Below are 26481 nucleotides of genomic sequence, written 5' to 3'. Positions count from 1 at the left end.
TACGAATCCCCCCGGGGCGCGGGCCGCGGCGGGGCCAGCACGTGCCGGGGACGGCGCGAGGAACCGGCCGCCCGGGCGCACCGGTCCGCGCTTGCCGTCCGGTCGGCCGCGGACGCGGGAGACACGGATGTACCACTACGACCTCGGCACCCACCGCCGTACCGTGACGACGTCGTCCGCGGAGGCCCAGACCTGGTTCGACCGCGGGCTGGTCTGGTCCTACGCCTTCCACCACGAGGAGGCCGTGAGGTGCTTCGAGGCCGCCGCCGAGGCGGACCCCGACTGCGCCATGGCCCACTGGGGCATCGCCTACGCGCTCGGCCCCAACTACAACAAGCCGTGGGAGTTCTTCGACGGTGAGGAACTGACGCGGACTGTCGAGCGCACCCACGCCGCGGTGGAGAGGGCGCACGAGAAGGCCGGCGGGGCCACGCCCGTCGAGCAGGCCCTGATCGGCGCGCTGCGGGCCCGGTACCCGCAGGGGGAGGCCGTGGAGGACTGCGCGGTGTGGAACGCGCCCTACGCCGACAGCATGCGAACCGTCCACGAACTCGCGCCCGACGACCTGGACGTGGCCACCCTGTACGCGGACGCGCTGATGAACCTCACGCCCTGGCAGCTGTGGGACCTGCGTACCGGCGAGCCCGCCGAGGGAGCGCGCACCGTCGAGGCCCGGGCCGTGCTGGACCGGGCGCTGGCCACCGAGGGCGGGAACGCTCACCCGGGCGTCCTGCACCTGTACATCCACCTGATGGAGATGTCCCCGGCACCGGAGGAGGCCCTGCCCGTCGCGGACCGGCTGCGCGGCCTGGTCCCGGACGCGGGACACCTCCAGCACATGCCCACGCACCTGGACGTGCTGTGCGGGGACTACCGGCGGGTGGTGTCGGACAACAGCACGGCGATCGCCGCCGACGAGAAGGTCCGCGCGCGGGACGGCGCGATGAACTTCTACACCCTGTACCGCTCGCACAACCACCACTTCAAGATCTACGGCGCGATGTTCCTCGGCCAGGCGCGGACCGCCCTCGACGCCGCCGCGGACCTGGAGGCGTCCGTCCCGGAGGAACTGCTGCGCGTGCAGAGCCCGCCCATGGCGGACTGGCTGGAGGGCTTCCTCGCCATGCGCGTCCATGTGCTGATCCGGTTCGGGCGCTGGGCCGACATCCTCGAACTGCCGCTGCCCGCAGACCCGGTGCTGTACTGCGTGACGACCGCGATGGTCCACTACGCGCGCGGTGTCGCCCTCTCGGCCACCGGTCGGATCACCGAGGCGGAGGCCGAACGCGAGCTGTTCCGCCGGGCGGTGAGCAGGGTCCCGGAGACGCGGATGCTGTTCAACAACACGTGCGCCGACATTCTCGCCATCGCGTCGGCCATGCTCGACGGCGAACTGGACTACCGCAAGGGCGACTTCGACGCCGCGTTCGCCGCACTGGAGCGGTCGATCGAGCTCGACGACAGCCTTCCCTACGACGAACCCTGGGGCTGGATGCAGCCCACCCGGCACGCCTACGGGGCCCTGCTCCTCGAACAAGGGCGGGTCACCGAGGCGGAAGCGGTCTACCGGGCCGACCTGGGACTCGACGACACGCTGCCCCGCCCCTCGCAGCATCCCGGCAACGTCTGGGCCCTGCACGGGTTCCACGAGTGCCTCGTCCGGCTGGGCAGGACGGGGGAGGCACAGATCGTGGCCCAGCAACTGAAGATCGCCACCGCGCTGGCCGACGTACCGATCGAGGCGTCCTGCTTCTGCCGCCTGGAAGCCGTGGGGGGAGTGGAAGCGGCGGCGGAGAAGGGTTGCTGCTGAGGCGGCGACCCGAGGCCGGTCGTCGTCGTCGACGGAGTCACCGAGCGTGCGGGGGATGAAGTCGGTTGCGCCGTCGGTGGGTTCGGCCCCGCGGACTCCGCCGGGGCCGTCGGCCCCTCGGCTGTTCCATCGCCAGGACGTGGACACCAGGCCGGTGCGTGCCGCGCATGCCGAGCCGCACCGGCGGTCGGCCCCGTGATGTCCCGTTCACCGGGTATCTCCCCCGTGGGTGCCACCTCGTCGTCGGACCGTCCGGTTCCAGGATGGTCGGGGCGGCGGACCCGCCGGAGGAAGCCGTCGCCCTGGCCGCCGTCGCCCTGGTGGCGCAGTCGGCCCGGACGGGCCGCCCGCAGGCAAGTTCCCGGGCCTGTCGGCGATTGCTTATTTTGTGCGCATTTGCGCGGAAACTGCAGGTGGGCTCGTTTGACAGGTCGCGGTCCGCCCTTCATCATCATCGTCATTCTGCTAGTGAAGTGATGAAAGGGTTTGAGGCCGTGGAGTTCCGCATCGACAGACGGAACGGGATCGCCGCGTACCAGCAGATCGTCCAGCAGACCAAGCAGGCTCTGCGGCTGGGCGTCCTCACGCCCGGAGACCGGTTGCCAACCGCCAAGGAAGTGGCCGAGGCCTGCGCGATCAACCCGAACACCACGTTCAAGGCCTACCGGGAGCTGGAACGCGAAGGCCTGGTCGAGCTGAGAGCCGGCCTGGGGACTTTCGTGCGCAGGTCACTGGCGCGCCCTCAGGCGGGTGCCGACTCCCAGTTGCGTGGCGAGCTCGAGGGGTGGATGGCACGGGCGCGCGAAGCGGGCCTGGAACGGGACGACGTGAGCGCGCTGGTCGCGTCGGTCCTGGAGAAGCAGTACGCCGCTGCCGGGGCCGTGGGAATTGTGAACAGTCAGGAACCAAGGAGCATCAGTGAGTGACGCCAGGAACGCCATGGACCTCGGGGGACCACCCGAGGAGTCGGCCATCGAGGCCTACGGCGTCAGCAAGAGGTACCGCCGGGGCTGGGCCTTGCGGGAGTGCTCCTTCCGTCTGCCGGCGGGCAGGATCTGCGGGCTGGTGGGACCCAATGGGGCGGGAAAGACCACGCTCATGGCGATGGCCGCCAACTTGCTGGAGCCGACGAACGGCTCCTTGAAGGTGTTCGGCGCAGCACCGGAGTCCGCGGAGGCCGGCAGGCGCACGGCCTTCCTTGCCCAGGAGAAGCCGCTGTTCCGCCGCTTCACGGTGGCCGAGACCCTGCGGTTGGGCCGCGAACTGAACCCCGGCTGGGACCAGCAGGCCGCCGAGAGCATCGTCCGTGCGGGGGACGTACCGATGCACGCGAAGATCGGCACGCTTTCAGGAGGGCAGCGGACTCGTGTCGCTTTCGCCCTCGCCTTCGGCAAGCGCCCCGACCTGCTCATGCTCGACGAACCGATGTCGGACCTGGATCCGCTGGTGCGGCACGAACTCATGGGTACCTTGCTGGCCGCGGCCGCCGAGCGCGGCACCACCGTGCTGATGTCGTCCCACATGCTCAGCGAGCTGGGCGACGTCTGCGACTTCCTCCTGGTCATCTCCACGGGCGGACTGCGCATGGCCGGTGACGTGGACGAGATACTCAGCGCCCACATGCTGCTGCAAGGTGTGGACAACGCCCCTGGGCAGGGCCGGAACCCATCTCCGGAGGTCCCGGCGGACCTCGCCCGTCATACCGTCATCGAGTACCGCACCAGCGGTCGCCAGGCCAGCGCCCTCATCCGCCCCGACGGTCCGGTGAGTGACCGGTGGCAGAGTCACACGCCGCACTTGGAGGAGCTTCTTCTGTCCTACCTGCGCTGCCCCGACGCGCCGGCGCTGATCAGTCCCGGAGCCCAGGTCCCTGGCCGTCTCCACGGCTCCGAGACGGAAGCGGCATGAGCAACGTGACGAGTACACCGATCGACATGAACCGGACCGCTGCACCCGCAACGGCCCCCAAGCGTTCCCGGGGCCCGCGGCTCACGGGCGTTGTCTGGCTCACCTGGCGACAGCATCGCGCCGCCTACTGGACCATCCTGGCCGGCGCCGCCTTCTCGGTGTTGTGGATGACCATCCAGCGGGCCGACCTCATCGACTTCCTCACCATCCATGGCTGGCCCGGTGAGTTGTCCGCCGACTGGGTGCAGGGAGCGGGCACTTACAGCGCCATGTTCAACAAGGTCGGCCTGGGCCTCGGCTTCATACCCCTTGTACTCGGCGTCTTCCTCGGTGCTCCGCTGCTCGCCGGCGATCTCGAGAGCGGTACGGCCAAACTGGTCACCTCGCAGACCGTCAGCCCCAACAAGTGGCTGGCCGCGAAGCTCGGCATCAGCACAGTGGTTGTCGTCGTATGCATGACCGCGATCTCCCTCGTCTTCGGCTGGTGGTGGGCCCCGGTCAAGGACGAGAACAACATTCTGGACTGGACCGCCGGTGCCGCGTTCGACAACACCGGCTTGGTGCCGGTCGCACTCACGCTGTTCACCGTCGTGGGGGGTGTCGCGATCGGTATGGTGCTGCGCCGCACACTCCTCGCCATGGTGGTCACCTTCGTGTTCGGCGTGGTCGTCCAAGTGGTCTGGGCCATGAACCGGTTGAACCTCGGCCAGGTCGTCACGCGGACGACGGACAAGGGCGTGGACGGCTCGTCCTTCCCGAAGGTGCCGTCCGGGTCGTTGCAGCTCGATCAGTCCTACGTCACCGGCGCGGGGGACACGCTCGGTACGAGTACCTGCGTGCATGCGGCTTCGAAGGAGGCCCGTGCGGTCTGCCTGGAGAAGGCCGACATCGTGGGGTGGTCGGTCGACTACCTGCCGATGTCGCAGATGAGCGGCATGCAGTGGCTCGGGTCGTCGATCCTTCTCGGGATGACTGCCGCTGTCGCCGGGTTCATCTTCATCTGGACCCGCAAGCGACTGGTCTGACCCACGAGCAACTGGTCTGACCCACGAGCCCTGGGCGGCCGGACCTGAGGAGTCCGGCCGCTCCGCGGACGCGGTCACACTGTCCTGAGCCGGCCGCAGCTTTCCCATGAGAGGCAGGCCCGGGGCACCTCACCTCGTGTCGGCCGCGTTCAGCTTGTCCAGGACGCTGACGGTGACCGCCGCGTAGAGGACATGCGGGACGATGTCGGAGATCCAGTCCGCGACGGACCACGTTCGTGGATCCGAGATGCCGAGGAGCGCAATCGGTGCGTTTGTCGCGATGAGTGCGCCGACGGAAGCGGTGACATAGCGGGATGTCGTGGACGGGTGCCAACCGGCCGCCTGAGCCGCCGACAGTGCCACACCCATTCCCAGTCCGACGGCGAATCCTGTCAGGGGTCCGAGTCCGGCGATCCGGTTTTCCAGAATCTCGCCGTGACCGGGAATGCGGACATGCAGCTTCTCGGCAATCGTGCGTGCTGTCACCTCTGGTGTTGTGCTGACGGGCCGACCCCTGAGCACAATGTCTGTATAGCCTGCAATGTTGAGCGCTGTCGTGCCCACAGCCCCGGCAGCGGCTCCATTGAGGAGCGGTCGCATCACGCTGCTCATGCGCGATCCTCCTACCAAGGAGATCCGTTTTCGATTACGTAGCCGTGCACTGGTCGCGGCGCCACACCCGGCGCACGTCCCGTGCTCTCTCAGGATTGATGCGTGCGCGCCGTCCATGGTCGTGCGGAGTGGTTCCTGCGGGTTCGATCACCGTCCGGTTTCGCGTACTTGCACCTGTTGGAGCAGCCAGCCGTTTCCGTCCGGGTCGCTGAACGTCGCGAACGAGTGGTAGCTGGGACTGTGCGGGTCGGGGCCTTCCACCTGCACTTGGTCGCCGGTGTCGTAGACGCGGTGGAAGATCTCGCTCACCTCGACACCTTTGCTCGTCAGCCAAGCCCGGGTTGTGGCTATGTCGCGCACAACCAAGTAGGTGTTCTGGGCAGATCCAGCTGCTGCGGGTGTTACCTCGCGACCGAATTGGATTGAGCACCCCGAGCCAGGAGGCGTGAATTGAACGATCCGGTATCCGCCCGGTTTTGCCTCATAGTCCGCGTCAAGCCGCCATCCCAGACTCTGATAGAAGCGAAACGCACGGTCGACGTCGGTCACCGGTATCGTGACGACCTCCAGATTCATGTCCATGGCTGCCGCTTCGTCTGATTCCTCTGTTCCGTTGAGGGCTGCGATACCCATAGCGGCCTCCTGTGCCGAATCTCATCGGATGCGTGGCATTTGGCCCCCGGCAACCAGCAGGACAGAAATCCAGGGATGGCATGTCACGTCGGCTGCTCAACGCGAGTGGTCGGTGCCGGGTCTGCGAAACGCGGTTTCAAGCGTACGCTCGCGGACCGTCTTCTGCTGCTCGTGGGTGATCCGTTGAGTGGGCCGCCGCAGGTACGTCGGCCCACTGGCCGCCAGGGCGGGCCCCACCCCTGGCCGTACGCGTGCCGGGGGGAACTACGGGGCCAAGGCAGGCGACTTCGTGTCACGGTGAGGAAGAAAGCCGTGCGACCCCGGAGCCAATGGGAGAATCCCACATGCCTGCAAACCGCCAGAAGACAGAAATACGTCCGTTCTCGTTCTCCTTTCCAGAAGAGGAAATCGATGACCTGCGTGCACGTATTCAAGGGACTCGCTGGCCCGACAAGGAGACGGTGGACGATCCGTCGCAGGGTACGCAGCTCGCCACGATTCAGGAGCTTGCCCGCTACTGGGGGGCGGACTACGACTGGCGCAGGGCCGAAGCCAAACTGCGCGCTCAGCCGCACTTCATCACCGAGATCGACGGACTTGACATCCACTTCATCCACGTCCGCTCGAAGCATGAGAATGCCCTGCCGCTCATCATGACCCACGGCTGGCCCGGCTCGATCATCCAGCAGCTGGCGATCATCGATCCTCTGACCAACCCCACGGCATACGGCGCGGACGCCGCGGACGCCTTCGACGTCGTAATGCCGTCCCTGCCCGGCTTCGGCTTCTCGGGCAAGCCGACCACCACCGGCTGGGGACCAGAGCGCATCGCGCGTGCCTGGGCCCGACTGATGGAGCGCCTCGGATACACGCGCTACGCGGCCCAGGGCGGCGACTGGGGAGCGATCATCACGGAGTTGATGGGAGTGGAGGCGCCTCCGGGCCTGGCCGGGTTCCACACGAACATGGCCGGAGCGGTTCCGCCCGAGATCGACCAGGCGCTCGCCACGGGCAGGCCGGTACCTGCCGGCAGCGATTTCACGGAGGAGGAGCAGCGGGCCGTCGAACAACTCACCTCCATGTACGCACACGTCCACTACGCGTACCTGATGGCATCACTGCCTCAATCACTGACGGCTCTCGCGGATTCTCCTGTCGGCCTGGCTTCCTTCATGCTCGAGCCCGGTCTGGAACTGATACCTCGGGCGTTCGGCGGAGATGGAGACCGTCTGACACGAGACGATGTACTCGACAACATCACGTTTTTCTGGATGACGAACACGGTGATTTCCGCCGCCCGTCTCTATGCGGAGAACACCACGTCGTTCTTCGGGGCCAAAGGCGTCACCCTGCCGGTCGCAGTGAGTGTCTTTCCCCGTGAGCTCTACGAGCCGCCGAAGAGTTGGGCGGAGAAGGCGTACCCCAACCTCATGCACTACAACAGGCTTCCCGCGGGTGGGCACTTCCCGGCTTGGGAACAGCCGGAGCTGTTCGTCGAAGAGGTCCGTACGGGACTGCGACCACTTCGCCGTTCGAACTAGCCGAAGGTGAAGGCGTATGCCTGGGCGCCAGGTTCGTCGAACGTGACCTGGAGCGTTTGAGCCTGCACCCTGCCGTGGGTGCGGACCAACTGGTAGAGGCGGCTCTCGTCAAGCAGGCCCTCACCGTCCGCGTCGACGTCTGTGCCATGTGATCGGCCGGGCGCTTTGCCGTTGAGGGTCACGCGGAACTTGATGGGCTCGGAGGCCTCCCTGGCCAGCACGAGGTGAGCGTCCCGGGCCTGGAAACGGCAGGCGATGCCGCCGTCGGCCTGGTCGAGCAGGACATGCTCCCTCCTGATTGTCCACGTGCCGGCGAGAGCCCAGTGGTTCGGATTCAGGTGCTCAGGCATTTCGTAGGCGCGCGGGGTGTTGAGAACGAAGCCGCCGGGTGCTTCGAAGTTCTCCGTGCGGATGAAGCCGAGGTAGGTCTCCGGCGTCCGGAGGTGGGCCCAGTCGGCCTCGGCCTCCACCCCGCGTCCCTCGGCCGGGACGAGCCGGCGTTCGATGCCCAGCAGTTGCTGGATGACGCGCTCGGATTCGGGGTAGTGCCCCTCGCCGAACTGGTGGTCGCGGACCTTGCCGTCGGCGTCGATCAAGTAGAGCGCCGGCCAGTACTGGTTGCCGAAGGCCTGCCAGATCTTGTAGTCGTTGTCCACGGCGACGGGGTAGGTGATGCCCCGGGCCGCGAGCGCCCGCTCCACGTGGTCGATGCCGTGCTCGAACGAGAACTCCGGTGTGTGGACTCCGATGATGATCAGCCCGTCATCCCGGTAGGCCTGCGACCATGCGCGGAGGTAGGGCTGGGTGCGCAACCAGTTGATGCAGGTCAGCGTCCAGAAATGTACGAGCACGGGATGCCCGCGCAACTCGCGGGAATGAAGCGGCTCGGAGTTGAACCACTGGGTCGCCCCGTCGAGCGAGGGCATGTGTGCACGCTCAAGCACATTCATTTCACGCGTCCCCTTTGTCGGCGACATGGTGCTGCCCCGTCCACGATGGGTCACTCCGATCCATGTCGCCCCCGGGAAACCCCCGGGGGCGCTCGGGACCCGGCCGACCCTGGGGACGTACGACCTGCGCGCGGCCGGTCTCCGCCCAGGGCGAGCTCCGACGACGGCTCCACACCATGGGCCGTGACGTGCCCCGCCATCCGGCACACCGAGAAAATCGCGTACTTCGACAGCTCGTACGATCAACGCGTGTGGTGCGGAGTGCGGGGCGGTGCCGTCTTTCGGTGAAGTTCCGCTGTACTGGGCAGTGCCGCCTCGATGCCCCTGCGCCGATTGGCGACGCCCGCCTCGGAAGACTTGACCGTGAACGGTCGGTGGCTCAGCTTTCGGATTTCGCAGGCATAGGCGGATCTCCCTACTGCCGCCGCTGGGGACCGCGTCGGCAACCAGTCCAGGTTGCTTCAGGCGGTGTGTGCGTCGCCCCAGGGGAATCCACCGGGGTGCAGGTACGGGATCCGGCTCCCGGTGCGGGCTGCAGTCAAACTACGCGCGTCATTCGGTTGGCAACCCTTCATGTGGGATGAAGGTCGAAAAATCCTAAATCATGATAATGTGCAACTTTGGTCACTTTTCTGGAGATGCGCTGGTTCCTGTGCCTGGCGAACACCTCCTGAGGCGGAGGCCAAGAGAGAGGCACGCGTGATGTCCTCACCTGGTCGGCGCGCCTCTGACACCGCAGGCAGGGAAGATTGGGTCATGGGCGACTTCGCGGTCAGACCACTGCCCCAGCTACTGGGGCGAAGGGATCAGCTGGCCCTGCTGGACGACGTATTGAACGGAGCGAGGGCCGGCAAGAGCGGTGTTCTCGTCCTTCGCGGCGAGGCCGGCATCGGCAAGACCGCACTGCTCGATGCCGTAGGCGTCCGGGCCGTTGGATTCCGCACCACGGGCGTCGCAGGCGTCGAGTCGGAGATGAGGCTGCCGTTCGCCAGCCTCCACCAGTTCTGCGCACCGTTGCTGGACCGGATCCAGGACCTTCCCGCACCGCAGCATGACGCGCTGTCCGTCGCGTTCGGGCTGAAGGAGGGCAAGGCCCCCAACCGGTTCCTGGTCGGCCTGGCGGTGCTGGGCCTGCTGGCCGGTACTGCGGGGGACCATCCCCTGCTGTGTCGCGTGGACGACGCCCAGTGGCTCGATGACGATTCCATGCAGGTGCTGGCGTTTGTCGCCAGGCGACTGATGGCCGAACCCGTTGCCCTTCTCTTTGCCCTGAGAGAGCCGGAAGGACGTCAGTTGACCGGCCTGCCGGGGCTGGTCGTCGAAGGGCTCAGTGAACCTGACGCGCGCGCCCTGCTGGCATCGGCCGTCCGCGTCCCGTTCGACCCGGTTGTCAGGGATCGCATCGTCGCTGAAGCCCGCGGCAACCCGATGGCTCTCCTGCATCTGCCGAACGCACTGACACCCGCGGAGCTGGCCGGTGGTTTCTGGCTTTCCGCGGGCCACCCCCTGGAGAGCTACATCGAGGACGCCTTCCACCAGCAGTTCCGGGCACTTCCGCAGTACAGCAAGCAGCTTGTACTGACTGCCGCAGCCGAACCGACCGCGGACATCGGACTGTTGTGGCGCGCGGCTGCTCTGCAGAGCATCCCCAGGGACGCCGCAGCCCCGGCCGAAACCGCAGGACTTGTCGAGTTCGGCATCAAAGTACGGTTCCACCACCCCCTGGTTCGATCCGCCATCTACCGAAAGGCATCCGAGCCCGACCGGCGGGCGGCGCACCGGGCGCTGGCAGAGGCCACGGACTCCAACCTGGACCCGGATCGAAGAGCCTGGCATCGCGCCCATGCCACCGCTCAACCCGATGAGGATGTCGCCTCCGACCTGGAACGCTCCGCCGACCGCGTACGAAGCAGGGGAGGCATGGCGGCAGCATCCTCCTTCCTGCAGCGGGCAGCCCAGCTGACGCCCGATCCCGTACTCCGTGCCCCGCGCGCGCTGGCCGCCGCTCAGATCGAGATTGAGGCAGGCGGATCCGACCAGGCCCACAACATGCTGGCCGCCGCGGAATCCTGCCCTCTCGATCCACTGCAACGCGCTCGGCTCGAGCGATTGCGTGCCCGCCTCGTGTTCGCCCGGGTTCGAGGGGCCGACGCACCTGGCCTCCTGCTTGAAGCAGCGCAACGGCTGGTCCCCCTGGACACCGACCTTGCCCGTGACACCCTGCTGGAAGCCCTCGGCGCCGTCGTCTTCGCCGGCCGCCTCGCGGAAGGCCCCGTGCAGCGAAAGGTCGCCGAGGCCGCCCGAACAGGGCGTCCGCCGAAAATGGTGCGTACCGTCGATGTGCTCCTGGACGGCATCGCCTCGTTGATCATCGATGGCTTCGCCGCCAGCGCAGATCTGCTCAAATACGCACTGGACGCTGTCCGGGAGCAACAGAAGTCCGGTCCGACAGAGGACGAACGCTGGCTCTGGCTGGCGTGCCCGGTGGCGCCCGGCCCTCTCGCACCGGAACTGTGGGATGACGAGGCGTGGCACGAGTTGGGGATCGGCGCTGTCAGGATCGCCCGGGAAGCGGGGGCGCTCGCCGTCCTCCCCATGGCACTGAACTACCAGGCGTGCTTCCACACCTACGCCGGCGACTTCGCCACAGCAGCCCATCTCATCGACGAAGCAAACGCGATCTCGGAGGCCACGGGCAGCCTTCCCGTGAGCCAGACAGCGCTGCTGCTGGGTGCCTGGACCGAGAAGGAACCGCAGGCATTGGAGATCATCCAGACCAGTGTCAAGCAGGGCAGCGAACGCGGTGAAGGACGCACCCTCGGGCTGGCCGAGTACGCGACCGCACTGCTCTACAACGGCCTCGGCCGCACTGAGGAAGCCCTGGCGGCCGCGACGTGCGCGTGCCAGTACGAGGACCTCGGCTTCTTCGGACTGGCTCTGGTCGAACTGGTCGAGGCGGCCTCCCGGAGCGGCCACCCGGACATCGCTGCGGCCGCGCTGGGCAAACTCACCGAACGGACGAAGGCCGGCGGTACCCCATGGGCCCTGGGCACAGAGGCCTACTGCCGGGCACTTCTGAGCGAGGGGCCGGAGGCCGAAGCCCTCTACCGGACGTCGATCGATCATCTCGAACGATGCCGGATCGCTGTGTACCTCGCCCGGGCCCGCCTGCTCTACGGCGAGTGGTTGCGGCGAGAGAGCCGGCGCCAGGAGAGCCGTACTCATCTGAGTTCTGCCTACGAGGCGTTCAGGGTGATGGGAGCGACCAGCTTTGCCGAGCGCGCGCTGAGGGAGCTCACGGCCACCGGTGCGATCGCGGGCAAGCGTGCCGTCGGCATCGACGGGAACCTCACCAGCCAGGAAGCCCAGATCGCCAGGCTGGCTGCGGACGGCCATACCAACGGAGAGATCGCGGCCCAGTTGTTCATCAGCCCGCGGACGGTGGAGTGGCACCTCGGCAACGTCTTCGCCAAGTTGGGCGTCAAGTCCCGTCGCCACCTGGAGGGCGCCTTCCCCGCCCCGCCACTCGACACCGGAGACTGACATCCTCCCCGTCCTGGACGGGCGCTGTGTCAGCCCGGGTGCTGTCCCGACCTGCGCTTCGCGGGTTGTGGTCTTCGCCTGTCCGGCGGCGGCCTTGCGCTGACATGCAGGATGCCGGCACCGTGCACGCTGCGTAGACTCGAATACGGACACTCGCTCAGGTTCGTGGGGGGCGCCCGTTGCGCCGGCGGCCAAGCACCCGTGCCGGCCGCTGCTTTCGTGTCCCTCAGCATCGCGTCGTTGTCGACGCATTGGACGTGAGGTTCCTCATGACCACGCCCCGAGACCTGCTGTTCGTCGCCCTCGAAGCCGAGGCCGGCCACCCCGTGCAGATGGGAGAGGTGTCGCTGGCGCTCGCAGGGGCCGAGGTGATCGACTTCCTGAAGAGCCCGACCATCCGCTTGGACGCCGGCCGCATAGTGCCGGGCCACTTGCCGACACCGGCGGATCGCTTGCTGCTGGAAGCTGCGGCCGCACTCGTCATGACCGAGCCGTACGAGTCGGTCGGCGACTGGCTGTGGCGCAGAGGCGATTCCCTGGCCGAGACCTACGTGGCCGCCTTCGAGGCGGAGGGGCTCGTCGTCCAGCAGGGCCGGAAACGCTTCCGCCTCCGGGACGGGCAGGCCGTTCTGGTCGATTCCCTTCCTCGCCGCCAGGCAGCGGAACGCTGGGCGTCCGCCGAGCCCGTCCTCGTCGCTCTTGCCGAGAGCCTCGGTATCCACAGCAACCAGGATGGAGACGCCCCGGAGATCGCGGACTACGCAGTGGAGACGGTGCTCGCCGCTGTCAACGGCGCGCTCTTGGAACTCGATGCCGAGCGCCGACGGCGAAGTGTCGAAGGGGCCGCGTTCGACAACCTCTGGCGCAGCCCCGAATGACGTCTCATCTCCTCCCACGCGCCGCCGGGCCCTGGCGCCGGTGCTTCGTCACACAAGGTCCTGCTCCGATGCCGCGAGCACGGGCCGGCCGGCTCCCTCATGCGAAAGGTGCCCCCGCGACCATTTCGACGCCGCACTCGCCCGAGATCACGATGACCTCTGCTGCCCGTGGCCATGCCCCGCAGAGAGAGGTCAGAAGGCCGCGTAGTGCACCGGCCGACGGCAGGAACGAGACCTCAGATGCCCAGCATGGACCTTTTCGCGCTGATCGATGAGAGCGGCCGCGTGATCGAGTGGGGGCGTCCGGCCGAGGAACTGTTCGGCAGGGCCGCCGAGGACGCCATCGGCCGTCCCGTGACGACCCTCATGTCCGAACTCGCGGCTGAGGGCCCGTGGGGACGAGAGGGCTCCCAGGACGGCACCTCGGTGCTGGTCAGACCGGTGCTGCGCGACAACTCGGTCCTCTGGCAGGTCCTTGCCGCGGCAGACAGTCCGTCCCGGCGGGGCGAGGCGATTCTGAGTGCTCTCTTCGCGCAGTTCCCAGTGGGACTCCACGTACTCGACGAGCGACTGCGTGTGGTCCGGGGGAGCGCGATGTCGAGCAGTTGCTGCTACGAGCCGGCGGAACACCTGGTGGGCAAACACTTCACCGAGGTGTACAGCTTTGCGGATCCCCTGGAAGAGGGCGTCACGGCCCGACGGGTCCTGGAGCACGGGGAACCGGTGGTGAAGCGGATCGTCCGAGGTGCCCACCGGCCAGGACGGTGCCGGCGTCGCATCTTCTCGGTTTCCTACTTCCGATTGGAGGACCCGGCAGGAAGGGCGATCGGCCTTCTCATGGCCACCGCCGACGTCACCGAGCATGAGAAGTCGGAAGAGCGCCGGGCCATTTTGGACAAGATCCGCACGCAGGTGGGGCCCCAGCCGACAGTCGGCACGGTGTGCCGGGATGTCGTGGACGCGATCGTGCCCGCGTTCGCCGGCGCGGCTGTCGTCGACGTGGTCGAGGCCATAGTCCGCGGAGAAGAGCCGCCGCTCATTCCTGCCCAGCAGGACACTCCGCTGCGCCACGCAGCCTTCCAGGGGGCCGTCTCACCGATCCCGGTGGGGGACGTGCGGCCCCTGCCTTCCGGAACCCCCTTCTCAGGCGTTCTGTCGGACCTTCAGCCGCGCCTCATCCGCCTGGATGAGGACAGTTCGTGGCTGGCCGCCGACGCGGCCCGGGCCGATCTCATCAACCGGTCCGGTGCCAATTCCTTGATCGTCGCACCGCTGTCGTTGCACGGCCGCGCCTTGGGAGTCGTCACCTTCTACCGCGACCGGCGACAGGATTCCTTCGACGAGGAGGATTTGGCGGTTGCGTCTGCTGTGTGCGCACATGCCGCCCTCTGCATAGACAACGCCAGTCGCTACATGCGTGAGTGGGTCGTCGCTCTGACCGTCCAGCACAGGCTGCTTCCGGAGCACCCGGCAAAGCAGGCCAGCTTGGATGTCACCCACCTTCACGTTCCCGACCCGGAAGGCGGGGGCGCCTGGTACGACGTCATCGACCTGCCGGGCGCACGGACCGCGCTGATCGTCGGCGAAGTCACAGGCCGGGGCATCACCGCAGCCATCACGATGGGGCTGCTGCGGACCGCCATCCATACCCTCGCAGCCCTCGATCTGCAGGCCGACGAGCTGCTGGCCCGTCTCAGTGACACCACGACCCGCCTTGCGGCCGCCTACGCCGCCATGCCACCCGCAGATCTTCCGCACCTCGAACCGATCACGGCTGCCTGCGCCATCGTGATCTACGACCCGGTCGACCTCACGTGCACCATCGCGCGCGCCGGTCTGCCCGAGCCCGTTCTCATCCTCCCTGACGGCACTTCAGACAGCCTGTCCGTTCCTCTCGGTCCGTTTCTCGCCGAAACGAGCAACGCCCCGTTCCCCGCGACCACCACCGACCTTCCCTCGGGAAGCACACTGGTGATGGGCACCGCCGCGCTCGCCGATGAGGTTCTGGCGCCGTCCGGTCGGCTACGGCCGCTTCTCGGCAGCCTCGGCAAGCGGTCGCAGGCCGATGTGTGCGCAGACATCGCGAACGAGCTCGCAGGCGGCGAAGCCCTCCTCTTGCTCGCCCATACCAAGCCGCTCCCCGTGGAACGCGTACTGACCCGCGACCTGCCCGCCGGCCCCGAAGCCGCGCCGGTGGCCCGAGCGGCAGTTCGAGACCAGCTTCGTGTCTGGGGCACGGACGACGAGACGGCCTACAACACGGAACTGATCGCCAGCGAGTTGGTCGGCAACGCGGTCCGCTACGGTGCTCCTCCCTTGAAGCTTCGCCTCATCAACGGGCGATTGCTGACCTGCGAGGTCAGTGACGGTGCGACCAGCACGCCGCGGGTGAGGCACGCCCGTACTGTTGATGAGACCGGCAGAGGCCTGTTCATCATTGCGAGCCTGGCCGAACAGTGGGGCACTCGCCACCAGACACACGGCAAGAGCGTCTGGGCGGAACTGGCACCCGAGACACCGACGGTCGTTCGGTGATCCGGGGCCGCCCCCACCAACCAAGACCGGCCGGCCACTCGGGCGGGCGCGCTGACCGAGATCGCCCAACGGCCATGGATCCAGCAGGATCAGGCACGGCAGACCAGCGCGGCCCGCATGCCGACGGTGGCCCCGGCCTCTCGCCAGTACCTCGATGACGAGACCGCGGTGAACCCGAGCGGATCAAGCCGACTCCTCCCGATAGGCCGCCGCTTCCTCCTGGTCCAAACGACGCAAGAGCGTCCGCAGCATCTCGTCGTCGATCCGGCGCTGATCACGCAGCCCCACGAAGGTCTTGCGCTCCGTGGCGATCATCTCCCGCGCCAAGCGCCGGTAGATGGCGTCGACGGATTCGCCCGTCTTCTCGCTGACCTCACCGAGGCGTTCCCACACCCCGTTGCGGCGCTGTTCCAGTACCGTCCGCAGCCGGTCGGCCAGCGGCAGCGGCAGGGTGCTGTTGGCTGAGTCCTCAAGCAGGCCCCGCAGCCGCTCCTCGGCCGCGTGCGAGGCCTCGCTCTGCGCCTGAGCCTCGGCAAGAGTCTCAGCCCGTAGATCCCTCGGCGGAAGCTTCAGAACCCGGATCAGGGCGGGCAGCGTCATGCCCTGCACCACCAGGGTGCCGATGACCGTGGTGAAGGTCAGAAAGAGAAGCAGGTTCCGATGAGGGACGGATATCGGCACGGAGAAGGCGATGGCCAGGGAGACCACACCCCGCATGCCAGCCCAACTCACCACCAGCGCCCCTTTCCAATCGGCGTCCGCCTCCCGTTTCCGGATGCGTTCGGACAGCTTCGGCAGATAGGTCGCCGGGAACACCCACAGGAACCGCGAGAGGACCACCGTCAGGAAGACGGCGCCCGCGTACCAGGCGGCGTCCGAGCCGGCGTAGTCACCCAACCCTTCGACGACCACCGGAAGTTGCAGTCCGATCAGTGCGAAGATCACCGACTCCAGGATGAAGGAGACGACCTTCCACACCGCGGCCTCCTGGAGCCGAGTCGCGAAGTCGACCTCCCAATTGCGGTGCCCGATGTACAGAGCCACCACCACGACGGCCAGCACGCCTGATCCGTGCACCCGCTCGGCAGCCGCATAGGCGACGAACGGGATCAGCAACGAGAGTGTGTTCAGCAGGAGGGGGGCCTTCAGGCGCTTGCGCAGGTGTTGGATCGGCACCATCAGCAGCAGGCCCACCCCCACCCCGGCCACCGAGGCGAGCAGGAACTGAACCAGTCCGCCCGTCCAGCCGGTACTGGCACCCACAGCCGTCATCACCGCCACCATGTAGGCCGTGATGGCGGTCGCCTCGTTTCCCAGGGATTCGCCCTGGAGGATGGTCGTGATGCGGTTCGGCAGCCCGAGTCTGCGAGCGATCGCTGTGGCTGCCACCGCATCGCGTGGGGCGACCATCGCACCCAGCATCAGCGCCACCGGCAGAGACAGGCCGGGCACCAGGCGGTACGCCACGTACCCGACAGCAAGGGTCGCGAAAAGTACGTAACCGACCGACAGCAAGGCGATTGATCGTATGTTTGTCCGCAGGTCCAGGTAGGAACTCTCCGCAGCAGCCGTATATATCAGGGGTGGGAGCACCAACGGCAGCACGATGTGCGGGTCGAGGACGAACGTCGGAACACCCGGGACGTACGCGGCAGCCAGCCCGGCAGCGACGAGCAGAAGTGGCGCCGGAATCCGCGTGCGGGCCGCCAACGCGGCCACGGTGGCGCTGCCCGCCACCAATGCCACCAGCGTCAATCCCTCCATGGGAAACCCGTTCTCATCAGTCCGGGAGTACGCCTGCCGGAACGCTGCGTCACCTGTCCCGCCGGATCGGACCGGCTCCGCCCGGCTCGGTGCGGGGACGTGCCCGCCGCCGGACGCGGACCACGCGTAGCGCAGCCGAAGGCGGCCGAGTTCGTCGAGGACTCGGCCGCCGTGCCCGCCTATCGTGAGGGATCGGGTCCTTTCACCGCAGGGACTGGAATCCCGTGCGCAGCTCACTCACGAGGGACTCCGGCTGCTCCCAGGCGGCGAAGTGACCGCCCTTCGGCAGCTTGTTGTAGTGGATGAGGTTCGGGAATGCCTGCTCCGCCCAGCTCCTGGGGACGGAGTAGAGCTCGTCGGGGAAGACGCTCACGGCTGCCGGGAGGGTGACTCCCTTGGTGTTGAAGAACCCGACCTTGTTCTCCCGGTAGAGACGACCGGAGGAAACACCCGTGTTCGTCAGCCAGAACAGAGTCAGGTTGTCGCAGATATCGTCCCGCGACAGGCCTTCCTGCGCGCCCTCGACGAAGATCCGGCCGATCAGAATCAGGCTGTCGCGGTCATGGTCGAGCAGGAACGACGCCAGGGCGACGGGCGAGTCTGCCAGGCCCGACAGCGACTGCGGTCGGCCCGCCATCATGAGTGCGTAGGCGACGTGCGCGTACACGTACTTCAGTTGGTCGACCGTCTTCTGCTCCTCCTCCGAGAGCGGAGGGGTGTCAGCCGGAAGGGGCTGGCCCGTTCCGAGGGCGCCGTCGATCGCAGGAGGAATCGCGCCGGCCATGTTCGTGTGGATGCCTACCAGTCCCGGAGGCTCCTGGACCCCCATGAGTTCGGTGACGACTGCACCCCAGTCGCCTCCCGAAGCCACGTAGCGCGAGTAGCCGAGTTGCTCCATCAGAACACCCCAGGCCTTGGCGATCCGCTCGGTCGACCAGCCGGCCTCGGCAGGCTTGCCGGAGAAGCCGTAGCCGGGCATCGACGGGACCACGACATGGAACGCGTCCGATGCCGAGCCCCCGTACTTCGTGGGGTTGGTGAGCGGGTCGATGAGCTTCAGCTGCTCGACGACCGAGCCGGGCCAGCCGTGGGTGATGATGATGGGGAGTGCGTCCTCGTGCGGCGAACGTGCGTGGATGAAGTGGATGTCCAGGCCATCGATTTCGGTCACGAAGTTCGGGTAGGCGTTGACGTTCCTCTGGACCCTGCCGAAGTCGTAGTCGTTGCCCCAGTACTCCATGACCGCCTTCGCGGTCGCCAGAGGTGTACCTTGCTCGACGTCCGTGGTTGTCTCTTTTTCGGAGAACCGCGTCGCAGCGATACGCCGACGCAGGTCGGCGATGTCCTCGTCGGAGAAGTCAACGGTGAACGGCTGGAAAGTCGTCTCTTCCATGACAGACATTCGGGTTCTCCTTGCTGCGAGTTACTGCTGCCTTTGTGTGACGTATCAAGGTTCGTGCCAGAGGGATGTGCTCGCCCCAGGGGAAACCCCGTGGGTGGCCTGCTCGGAATCATGCGATCCGGTGAGATGCGCGGCTCCTGGTCACACGGCGTGCCGCAGTCGCTGCTGTCAGCGTCGATCTGGCAGTGGCGATCCGCCAGGGCTAGCCTTTCTAAGTCGACGGCTGGAATACGTCTGGCCAGTTGACTGTTTTACGACCTGGACTCCGAATCATGGAACTTCCTTATCAGCGGACCGGATGATCGCCCATGGGCAAGCTCGCCGCAGGAACAGCGAACACGTTGCGGGGCCGGTCCGAGCAATTGGTCGCACTTGAGCAGGCGCTGAACACGGCGCGGGCAGGAAGCGGCACGGTTCTTGTCCTCCGCGGTGAGGCAGGCATAGGCAAGACCGCTCTGCTGCGCCACGTCGAGGCGCACGCCATTGGGTTCCGCACGGTGGGCGTCTCGGGCATCGAGGCCGAGATGGTGCTGCCGTACGCGAGTCTCCAGCAGCTGTGCGCGCCCATGATGAGTCGACTCCACGACCTCACGGCTCCCCAGCGCGAGGCTCTCTCGATCGCTTTCGGCCTCGCAGAGGGAGAGGCGGCCAACCGCCTCCTCGTGGGCATGGCAGTCCTCGGCCTGATGGCCACGGCTACCGAGGACCAGCCCCTCGTCTGCATCGTCGATGACGCGCAGTGGCTCGATGAGACGTCGATGCAGGTTCTGACGTTCGTCGCCAAGCACCTCGCACACACCTCAGTGGCCTTGATCTTCGCTCTGCAGGAACTGCGGGAGGACCGGACGGCTGGTCTGCCGGACCTGACTGTGGAGGGTCTCAGCATCCCCGACGCCCGGGCCCTGCTCGATTCGGTGGTGTGCGTTCCGCTCGACCCCCTGGTGCGGGACCGAATCGTCGCCGAGGCACACGGCAACCCGACGGCCCTGCTGGAGCTGCCGTCCACCCTCGCGCCCACTGAACTTGCGGGCGGCTTCTGGCTTCCCGACAGCCATTCCTTGACGAGCTATCTCGAGAGCGCCTTCCACCGGCGATTCCGGCTGCTCCCGCCGGACAGCCGGCGGCTTCTCCAAATCGCCGCCGCTGAGCCGACCGGGGACGTCGACCTGCTGTTCCGGGCAGCGGGATCACAGGGCATAGCGGCGGCGGCCGCGGCGCCGGCCGTATCCTCCGGACTGATCCAGTTCGACACCGGGGTGTGCTTCCAGCACCCCATGGTTCGCTCGGCCGTCTACCGCAGGATGTCCGTCCCCGACCGGCAGGCGGTGCACCAAGCACTTGCAGAAGCCACCGACCCCGAAACCGCCCCCGATCGCAGAGCGTGGCACCGGGCCCACACCGTGACGCAGCCCGACGAGAGTGTCGCCCGTGACCTGGAGGACTCGGCGGGCCGAGCGCGACTACGAGGAGGCATCGCCGCGTCGGCCTCCTTCCTGCATCGCTCGGCGGAACTGACGCCTGACCGCGAGCGCCACGTGGCCCGCGCGCTGGCAGCCGCCCAGGTCGAAGTCGATGCGGGCGCGGTGGACGACGCGTACGGCCTGCTGGCGACCGCGGAGGCCGGCCCGCTCGACAGTCTTCAGCACGCCCAACTCGACTGGCTGCGAGCCAGCCTGATGTTCTCCGAGGCACGTGGCGGCGCGGCACCCCTGCGGTTGCTCGAGTCGGCGAACCGCCTGACACCGCTCGCCCCCGCCTCCGCACGCGACACTCTTCTGGAAGCCGCCGGAGCGCTGGTCTTCGCCGGACGGTTGAACGAAGGGACCGTACGGGAGCAGGTGGCTGCCGCGGCCCGTGCCGGACCTCTGCCGCAGAAGCGCGGAACGGTCGACGACCTCCTGGACAGCGTGGTCGGTCTGACGGTCGACGGCTCTTCCGCAAGTGTGCAGACCATCAAGCACGCCGTGCGGACCGTGCGGGAGGAACAGACACTGACCGCGCTCGAGGGCGGGTCCCGTTTGCGGTTGGCGCATGCTCCGATCGCCCAATCCCTCGCGCTGGAGGTCTGGGACGACGAAGCGTGGGAGGACCTGACGGCGGGTGCCGTCCATCAGGCCCGCGCGGAGGGCGCGCTCGCCGTCCTTCCTCTGGCACTGGACGGCCGGGCCTGCTTCCACGTGTTCTCCGGCGAGTTCGATGCGGCAGCCGCGGAGATCGCCGAGGTGTCAGCGATCTCGGCCGTCACGGGTGCCCCGGACGTGATCAACGCTGCCCTCGTGCTCGGCGGTTGGAAGGCCCAGCAAGTCCAGAACCTCGACCGCAGGGAAGCGACCATCAAGGAAGCGGGCTCCCGGGGCGAGGGACGGGTTCTCGGCCTGGCCGACTACGCGGCCGCGGTGCAGTACAACGGTCTCGGTCGCTACGACGCCGCACTGGCCGCCGCGACGAGCGCGTGCCGGTACGAGGACCTCGGGACATACGGATGGGCTCTGGTCGAGCTGATCGAGGCGGCCTCCCGCACTGGGGAGCCGACCACCGCCGCGGGAGCGCTGGCAGAACTCACCGAACGCACCAGCGCCAGTGGCACCGCTTGGGCCCGGGGCACGGAAGCGTGCGCACAGGCCTTGCTCAGCGATGGGCCGGCCGCTCAATCGCTCTATCAGGAGGCGATCGAAGCGCTCGGGAGTTGCCGGATGGTCATGCCACTGGCCCGAGCCCGCCTGCTGTACGGCGAATGGCTCCGGCGCGAGAGCCGCCGGCAGGAGAGCCGCACGCACCTGCGCTCCGCCTGTGAGGTATTCGACCAAGCAGGAGCCGACTGCTTTGCCGAGCGTGCTCGAAGGGAACTCTCGGTAACGGGCGATACCGTTCGAAAGCGCACGGTCGGTGCTGACCTCGAACTCACGAAGCAGGAATCCCAGATCGCCAGGCAGGCCGAGAAGGGCCACACCAACGCAGAGATCGCCAATCAGCTCTTCATCAGTCCGCGCACCGTGGAGTGGCACCTCGGCAACATCTTCGCCAAGCTCGGCGTCAGTTCTCGCAGGCACCTCCACGCGGCGTTGCCGCCCTTGGAGCTCCAGTGAGAAAGCGTGCCCTCGAGCCGGCGCACCCCACGGTCGCATTCTGGCCTTTTCTGGGTCGTACCGCCTCATGCCTTGCGTTCTGTGAGATGGTGAAAGTGATGGACCAGCCTGGTTCCGTCGCTTGAGGTCTTCCCCGCCCCCATTCTGGTGGGCCCCGGCATGTTGTGGTGTCGTCGCGGCTTTGAACGCCGGACATGTTCACGGCACTCGCCGTGCGCCGGACCCCGTGGCCCCACAAGGCCTCGCTTTCCAGGGCTGCCGCCCCGAATCAGGGGAAGACCACGATGATGCCCTACACGGCCCAGGTGCAATTTCTGGGATCTCTCGCAATTCTCACGCTCTGTCCGGACGGCTGCCTGGTGTCCGAGGCCGACTGCCGGCAGCGCCTCGGCCGTGTCCTGGGAGTGATTCCGGCCTGTCTGGATTCCCTGGTCCTGCTTCTGGACCGGTTGGCCCGCTACTGCGTCGACCGCACCAGCGTCGATGCTGCCGGTGTCATGCTCGCGAATGCCCGCGGCCAACTCCGGCCGGCCGTCTCCACGGACGCCCGCGCCACCCTGACCGAGGTGATGCAGGCACAGATCCGCCAGGGTCCCTGCATCGACGCCTACACCAGGGGCCGTCAGGTCCATGCCGTCGGGCTGCGAGATCACCAGGAACGCTGGCCTGTCTTCGTCCCCCTGGCGCTGGCGGCAGGGTACGAAGGTGCGCACGCCCTGCCCCTTCACGTCCGGGGCCAGGCGCTGGGCGCCCTCAACCTTTTCAGCTGCCGTCCTTCGGCCCTCAGCGGCATGGAGCCCCGTCTCCTGCGTGCTCTGGCGGATGTGGCGATCACTGCCGTCCTCACCTGGGATCGAGCACCGCTCCGCCCGGATGGCATCGCCACCCGTGTTCAGGCTGCACGAACCCACTTGAGGCCGACTGATGTCGCCGACCAGCTCGTACGGCGCCTGATCACTCCGGAGCGCGTTCTGGATGAGGTGTCGGACCGGGGCGAGTGATCCTTCGGCTTCATCCGGGATGAGAGGCTCACCGTCGTCCGCCGCCGACCGGGTCCTCCGGGGCCGTGATGCGTGGTGCGGTGGCCAACCGTCAGGGGCCGTTCCAGGACAGGCGTGTCGGATACGTACTGCAATCAATTCATTCTTATGATTGTCGTATAAATCTGTCATTGCCCACTTGAGGTGGTGGTGCACCTGTGACCATGGCGCCTCCTTCCGAGAAACGCAGGTGCGGTCGTGCGGTCTCGAAAATGGTCGAAGCGCCCCGGTGCCGACGAGGAGGACGCTGAAGGGCGGGGGTCGGGAACGCCCGCAGATGACGAGCCGAAGGAATCGGACTCCCCACCCGTGAAACGGGCGCCGTCGGACAGGCCCGCTCCCGCTGCGGCAGTCCCGTGGGGCGTTCGCGTTGCCGCGGAGGCCGGATGGCGCCTGCTCGTCATCGCGGCCACAGCATGGGTGTTGGTACAGGCTGTCAGCGCCGTGCGCCTGCTCGTGCTCTCCTTGGCGGCCGCGATTCTCGTTGCTGCGCTGCTTCAACCCACGGTCGCCCGGTTGAATCGGCATGGAGTACCCCAGTGGCTCGCGACCTTGCTGACCGCGCTCTGCGGATTCGTTCTCATCGGGCTGGTCGGATGGTTCATCGTCTGGCAGGTCATGTCGAATCTGGAAAGCCTCTCCGACCGCCTCCAGGAGGGCGTTGAGGAACTCAAGCGCTGGCTGCTCGACAGTCCCTTCCACATCACGGAAGCTCAGATCGACAACCTCACCGAAAAGCTGAGCGACGGCATCCGTTCCATGAGCGACGAGCTCACCTCGGCCGGCATCCAAGGTGTGACTGTCATCCTGGAGTTCCTGACCGGTGTCCTGCTGACGGTGTTCTCGACGCTGTTCCTGCTCTACGACGGAGCGCGCATCTGGAAATGGAGCCTCAAGTTTGCCCCGGCCGCCACCCGCCCGGCGCTCCAGGGCGCAGGTCCCCTTGCCTGGCACACGCTCACCGCGTACGTCCACGGCACGGTCATCATCGCCCTCATCGATGCCGTCGCCATCGGCGTGGGCATCCACATCCTCGGCGTTCCGCTCGCGCTACCGCTGGCAGTGGTCATCTTTGTCGCTGCGTTCGTTCCCCTGGTCGGCGCGCTCGTCTCCGGAGCGTTGGCCGTCCTCGTCGCCTTCATCGCAGAGGGGGTGTTCACCGCGCTGCTGGCGTTCCTCATCGTGTTGGGTGTGCAACAACTCGAGGGGCAGATCCTTGAACCGCTCATCCTGAGCCGGGCCGTGCGAGTCCACCCGCTCGGGGTCATCCTCGCGGTGACCGCCGGTGGTCTGCTGGCGGGCATTGGCGGGGCCGTTGTCGCAGTGCCCTTGGTGGCGGTGGCCAACACGATCGTCAGCTACCTCGCGAACCGTGGTGACGGCCGGCCGCATGAGCCCGTCTAGTTCCCGGAGCCGTCCTGGCGCCCTCGTGGAACGCGGAGCGTACGGGCGGCCCCTGCGTCAGCTCTCGTCCGGTGTCAGCTGCATCGAGATGCTGTTGATGCAGTACCGCTCGTCGGTCGGGGTCGGGAACCCTTCTCCTTTGAACACGTGGCCGAGGTGCGATCCGCACCGGGCGCACCGGACCTCGGTCTGCATGACGCCGAATGACCGGTCCGGGACCAGCTCGACCGCGTCGGAGTCCTTCGGGTCGAAGAAGGAGGGCCAACCGGAGCGGGAGTCGAACTTCTCCGACGAGGTGAAGAGCTCGGCGCCGCAGGCACGGCAGGAGTAGACCCCCTTCGTCTTGGTGTCGGTGTATTCACCCGTGAACGCCGGTTCCGTGGCCGCCTTGCGCAGAACCCTGTACTCGACAGGAGTCAGCTCCGCGCGCCATTGCTCATCCGGCTTCTCGATGTCGTACGACATGAGACTCAGCCCTTCGTGACAGGAGTAACCCAATTTCGGCACGTGTATCGGCGCCGTTGTGGAGAGGGGGAAATGCGGCAATTCACGATCTACGCTGCGGCACGCTTCGGTAGCCGCCAGTTCGGTCGAGGAAAGTGGCAGGTGTAGCCATCAGGGAAATTCTGCAGGTAGTCCTGATGCTCCGGTTCGGCTTCCCAGAACGCGCCGGCAGGTACGACCTCGGTCACCACCTTCCCCGGCCACAGGCCGGATGCGTTGACATCCGCGATGGCGTCCTCGGCCACGGCCCGCTGTGTTTCGTCGAGATAGAATATGGCTGAGCGGTAACTGGAGCCGACGTCTCCTCCTTGCCGGTTCCGCGTGGTCGGATCGTGAATCTGGAAGAAGAACTCCAGGATTTCGCGATAACTCGTTCTGGCCGGATCGAAGATGATCTCGATCGACTCGGCGTGGCCTCTGTGGTCACCATATGTGGCGTTGGGGATACTTCCGCCGCTGTAGCCGACGCGGGTGTTCAGGACGCCCGGCACCTTGCGGAGAAGGTCCTGCATCCCCCAGAAGCAACCGCCCGCCAGGAGGGCCCTTTCCTCATTGATGGCCATGATCTGTGTCAACCCGCTTCCATATTTCTCGCGGGACGCTTGTAATTCTGCGCGCCCGGTTCGGATTTTTCGAGGGGTGGTCCTAGCGCTTCCGTACTGGGGCCTGGAATTCATTCTCCAGCCGCTACGGGTCCCAGTCGCCGATGAGTGTGAACAGGTTCAGCATTTCGATGTAGATCCATACGAGGGTGAGGACGAGGCCGAATGCGGCCAGCCAGGATTCCTCGCGGGGGGCGCCGTTGGCCACGCCGTCCTCGACCTCCTTGAAATTCAGGGCGAGGAAGCAGGCGCCGAGGGCGATGCCGATGACTCCGAACAGGATGCCGAGGCCTCCGCTGCGGAGGCCGAGGCCGTCGCCGTCGTCGAAGAGGGAGAAGAGCAGGTTGCCGGCCAGCAGGATCAGGAAGCCGACCGTCGCGGCCAGCACGAAGCCGTAGAAGCGGCGAGTCACGCGGATCCAGCGGAGCTTGTAGGCGATCAGGACACCGGCGAAGACAGCCATCGTTCCCGCGACCGCCTGCACGACCACGCCGTAGGAGAAGTAGTTGGAGGTGGCGCTGGATATCACGCCGAGGAAGATGCCCTCGAACGCCGCGTACGCAAGGATCAGCGAGGGCACCGGCTTGCGTTTGAACGACTGGACCAGGGCGAGGACCAGGGCCACCAGCGCGGCCCCGAACGCGATTCCGTACGACCTGCCCATGCTCTGCGAATCGACGGGCAGCAGTGCCCACGACAGGACGGCTGCCAGGACCGCCACGCCCAGAGCGAGGGCCGTTCGGATCACGACGTCGTCGAGGGTCATCGCGGTGCCGGCGGTCTGCGGCACCGCGTCCTTGCGCAGGCTCAGCACGGGCGCATCCGGCGCGTTGCCCGCGGGTGGACGTCCCGCGATCGGCACCGCGGTGACCACAGGAGCAGGATTCCTCCTCGCCCACTGCTTCAGCACAGGGTTCGAGCTCTTCAGCGTCCTGCTGTCCGCGTATGACATAGCGGTCCTCAATAGCCTGGCCGTTGTCCTGGTCCGTGGCCGTCGTGTGCTCGCACTGTTCGAGGCAGCGGAACCGATGCCCTTACGGCGCTTGAGGCTCCCGCTCCCTCGTGGGCGAACCGGAGCTCCTCCCGGTGCGTGAACCGAGTGATCTCCGTGCGAGAACTCCCTGTTCGCGCCGGTAGGGGCGTGCCCCACCGGTGACCTTCACAGCATGGGGCGCGGTTGTGTGTGTCGCCCCAGGGGAAACCCCGGGAAAACGGGACCGGGGAACGAGGGAATTGGGGGAAGC

Annotated in this window: 19 protein-coding genes; 11 read left to right on the top strand and 8 right to left on the bottom strand. The window is 67.1% G+C overall.

The annotated features are described in order from the left end of the window. Positions 1-127: 127 nt before the first annotated feature. The 4 genes from IE265_RS20385 to IE265_RS20370 all read left to right on the top strand — a co-directional run bounded on the left by IE265_RS20385 (position 128) and on the right by IE265_RS20370 (position 4743). Complete coding sequence (locus tag IE265_RS20385; protein WP_190037068.1) at positions 128-1810, top strand: tetratricopeptide repeat protein; 1683 nt, start codon at positions 128-130, stop codon at positions 1808-1810. 476 nt (positions 1811-2286) lie between these two features. Next, positions 2287-2736: a GntR family transcriptional regulator gene (locus IE265_RS20380; RefSeq protein ID WP_190037067.1), complete on the top strand. Its 450-nt coding sequence runs from the start codon at positions 2287-2289 to the stop codon at positions 2734-2736. Between the two features lie 13 nt (positions 2737-2749). Further along, on the top strand, positions 2750-3718 hold the full coding sequence (locus tag IE265_RS20375) for an ABC transporter ATP-binding protein (RefSeq protein WP_190037147.1): 969 nt from the start codon (positions 2750-2752) through the stop codon (positions 3716-3718). Continuing rightward, positions 3715-4743 (top strand): ABC-2 membrane transporter-related protein, encoded by a 1029-nt coding sequence (locus tag IE265_RS20370; RefSeq protein WP_190037066.1) that lies wholly within the window; start codon positions 3715-3717, stop codon positions 4741-4743. The genes IE265_RS20375 and IE265_RS20370 overlap by 4 nt, the downstream gene beginning before the upstream one ends. 129 nt (positions 4744-4872) lie before the next feature. Here IE265_RS20370 and IE265_RS20365 read toward each other — a convergent pair whose 3' ends face one another. Together IE265_RS20365 and IE265_RS20360 are read right to left on the bottom strand one after the other, a co-directional pair. Then, positions 4873-5355, bottom strand: coding sequence for a hypothetical protein (locus IE265_RS20365; RefSeq protein ID WP_190037065.1), 483 nt, complete (start codon positions 5353-5355; stop codon positions 4873-4875). A 147-nt stretch (positions 5356-5502) separates the two neighbouring features. Next, the gene (locus tag IE265_RS20360) at positions 5503-5988 is read right to left on the bottom strand and encodes a VOC family protein (RefSeq protein WP_190037064.1); all 486 of its coding nucleotides are present in this window, start codon (positions 5986-5988) and stop codon (positions 5503-5505) included. Positions 5989-6332: 344 nt separating this feature from the next. Between IE265_RS20360 and IE265_RS20355 the strand changes: the two genes are divergently transcribed. Further along, positions 6333-7529 (top strand): epoxide hydrolase family protein, encoded by a 1197-nt coding sequence (locus IE265_RS20355; RefSeq protein ID WP_190037063.1) that lies wholly within the window; start codon positions 6333-6335, stop codon positions 7527-7529. Here the strand turns inward: IE265_RS20355 and IE265_RS20350 are convergent. Beyond that, positions 7526-8455 (bottom strand): redoxin family protein, encoded by a 930-nt coding sequence (locus IE265_RS20350; RefSeq protein ID WP_229916324.1) that lies wholly within the window; start codon positions 8453-8455, stop codon positions 7526-7528. The genes IE265_RS20355 and IE265_RS20350 overlap by 4 nt on opposite strands. Before the next feature lie 780 nt (positions 8456-9235). Here IE265_RS20350 and IE265_RS20345 point away from each other — a divergent pair. The 3 genes from IE265_RS20345 (at position 9236) to IE265_RS20335 (ending at position 15435) form a co-directional block, all read left to right on the top strand. Then, positions 9236-12022: a helix-turn-helix transcriptional regulator gene (locus IE265_RS20345; RefSeq protein ID WP_190037061.1), complete on the top strand. Its 2787-nt coding sequence runs from the start codon at positions 9236-9238 to the stop codon at positions 12020-12022. Between the two features lie 269 nt (positions 12023-12291). Beyond that, complete coding sequence (locus IE265_RS20340) at positions 12292-12900, top strand: GPP34 family phosphoprotein (protein WP_190037060.1); 609 nt, start codon at positions 12292-12294, stop codon at positions 12898-12900. Positions 12901-13140: 240 nt separating this feature from the next. Next, positions 13141-15435 (top strand): SpoIIE family protein phosphatase, encoded by a 2295-nt coding sequence (locus tag IE265_RS20335; protein ID WP_190037059.1) that lies wholly within the window; start codon positions 13141-13143, stop codon positions 15433-15435. Between the two features lie 183 nt (positions 15436-15618). Here IE265_RS20335 and IE265_RS20330 read toward each other — a convergent pair whose 3' ends face one another. Both IE265_RS20330 and IE265_RS20325 read right to left on the bottom strand, forming a co-directional pair. After that, complete coding sequence (locus tag IE265_RS20330) at positions 15619-17199, bottom strand: Na+/H+ antiporter (RefSeq protein ID WP_190037058.1); 1581 nt, start codon at positions 17197-17199, stop codon at positions 15619-15621. 202 nt (positions 17200-17401) lie between these two features. Further along, positions 17402-18601: an epoxide hydrolase family protein gene (locus IE265_RS20325; protein WP_190037057.1), complete on the bottom strand. Its 1200-nt coding sequence runs from the start codon at positions 18599-18601 to the stop codon at positions 17402-17404. A gap of 308 nt (positions 18602-18909) precedes the next feature. Here IE265_RS20325 and IE265_RS20320 point away from each other — a divergent pair, with 308 nt between their 5' ends. The 3 genes from IE265_RS20320 to IE265_RS20310 all read left to right on the top strand — a co-directional run bounded on the left by IE265_RS20320 (position 18910) and on the right by IE265_RS20310 (position 24131). Next, positions 18910-21687, top strand: a complete 2778-nt coding sequence (locus IE265_RS20320) for a helix-turn-helix transcriptional regulator (RefSeq protein WP_190037056.1) — start codon at positions 18910-18912, stop codon at positions 21685-21687. A gap of 194 nt (positions 21688-21881) precedes the next feature. Then, the gene (locus IE265_RS20315) at positions 21882-22688 is read left to right on the top strand and encodes a GAF domain-containing protein (protein WP_190037055.1); all 807 of its coding nucleotides are present in this window, start codon (positions 21882-21884) and stop codon (positions 22686-22688) included. A gap of 237 nt (positions 22689-22925) precedes the next feature. Next, positions 22926-24131: an AI-2E family transporter gene (locus IE265_RS20310; protein WP_190037054.1), complete on the top strand. Its 1206-nt coding sequence runs from the start codon at positions 22926-22928 to the stop codon at positions 24129-24131. A 57-nt stretch (positions 24132-24188) separates the two neighbouring features. Here the strand turns inward: IE265_RS20310 and msrB are convergent, their stop codons facing one another. The 3 genes from msrB to IE265_RS20295 all read right to left on the bottom strand — a co-directional run bounded on the left by msrB (position 24189) and on the right by IE265_RS20295 (position 26165). Beyond that, complete coding sequence (msrB, locus tag IE265_RS20305) at positions 24189-24596, bottom strand: peptide-methionine (R)-S-oxide reductase MsrB (RefSeq protein ID WP_190037053.1); 408 nt, start codon at positions 24594-24596, stop codon at positions 24189-24191. A gap of 89 nt (positions 24597-24685) precedes the next feature. After that, the gene (gene msrA, locus IE265_RS20300) at positions 24686-25198 is read right to left on the bottom strand and encodes a peptide-methionine (S)-S-oxide reductase MsrA (RefSeq protein WP_190037052.1); all 513 of its coding nucleotides are present in this window, start codon (positions 25196-25198) and stop codon (positions 24686-24688) included. A gap of 124 nt (positions 25199-25322) precedes the next feature. After that, positions 25323-26165: a Bax inhibitor-1/YccA family protein gene (locus tag IE265_RS20295; protein ID WP_190037146.1), complete on the bottom strand. Its 843-nt coding sequence runs from the start codon at positions 26163-26165 to the stop codon at positions 25323-25325. Positions 26166-26481 lie beyond the last annotated feature (316 nt).

The organism is Streptomyces fructofermentans, from assembly GCF_014651055.1.
In the GTDB taxonomy this organism is placed as follows: domain Bacteria; phylum Actinomycetota; class Actinomycetes; order Streptomycetales; family Streptomycetaceae; genus Streptomyces; species Streptomyces fructofermentans.
Note: the sequence above shows the minus strand (reverse complement) of the source record. Positions and strands in the feature narration are given on the sequence as shown.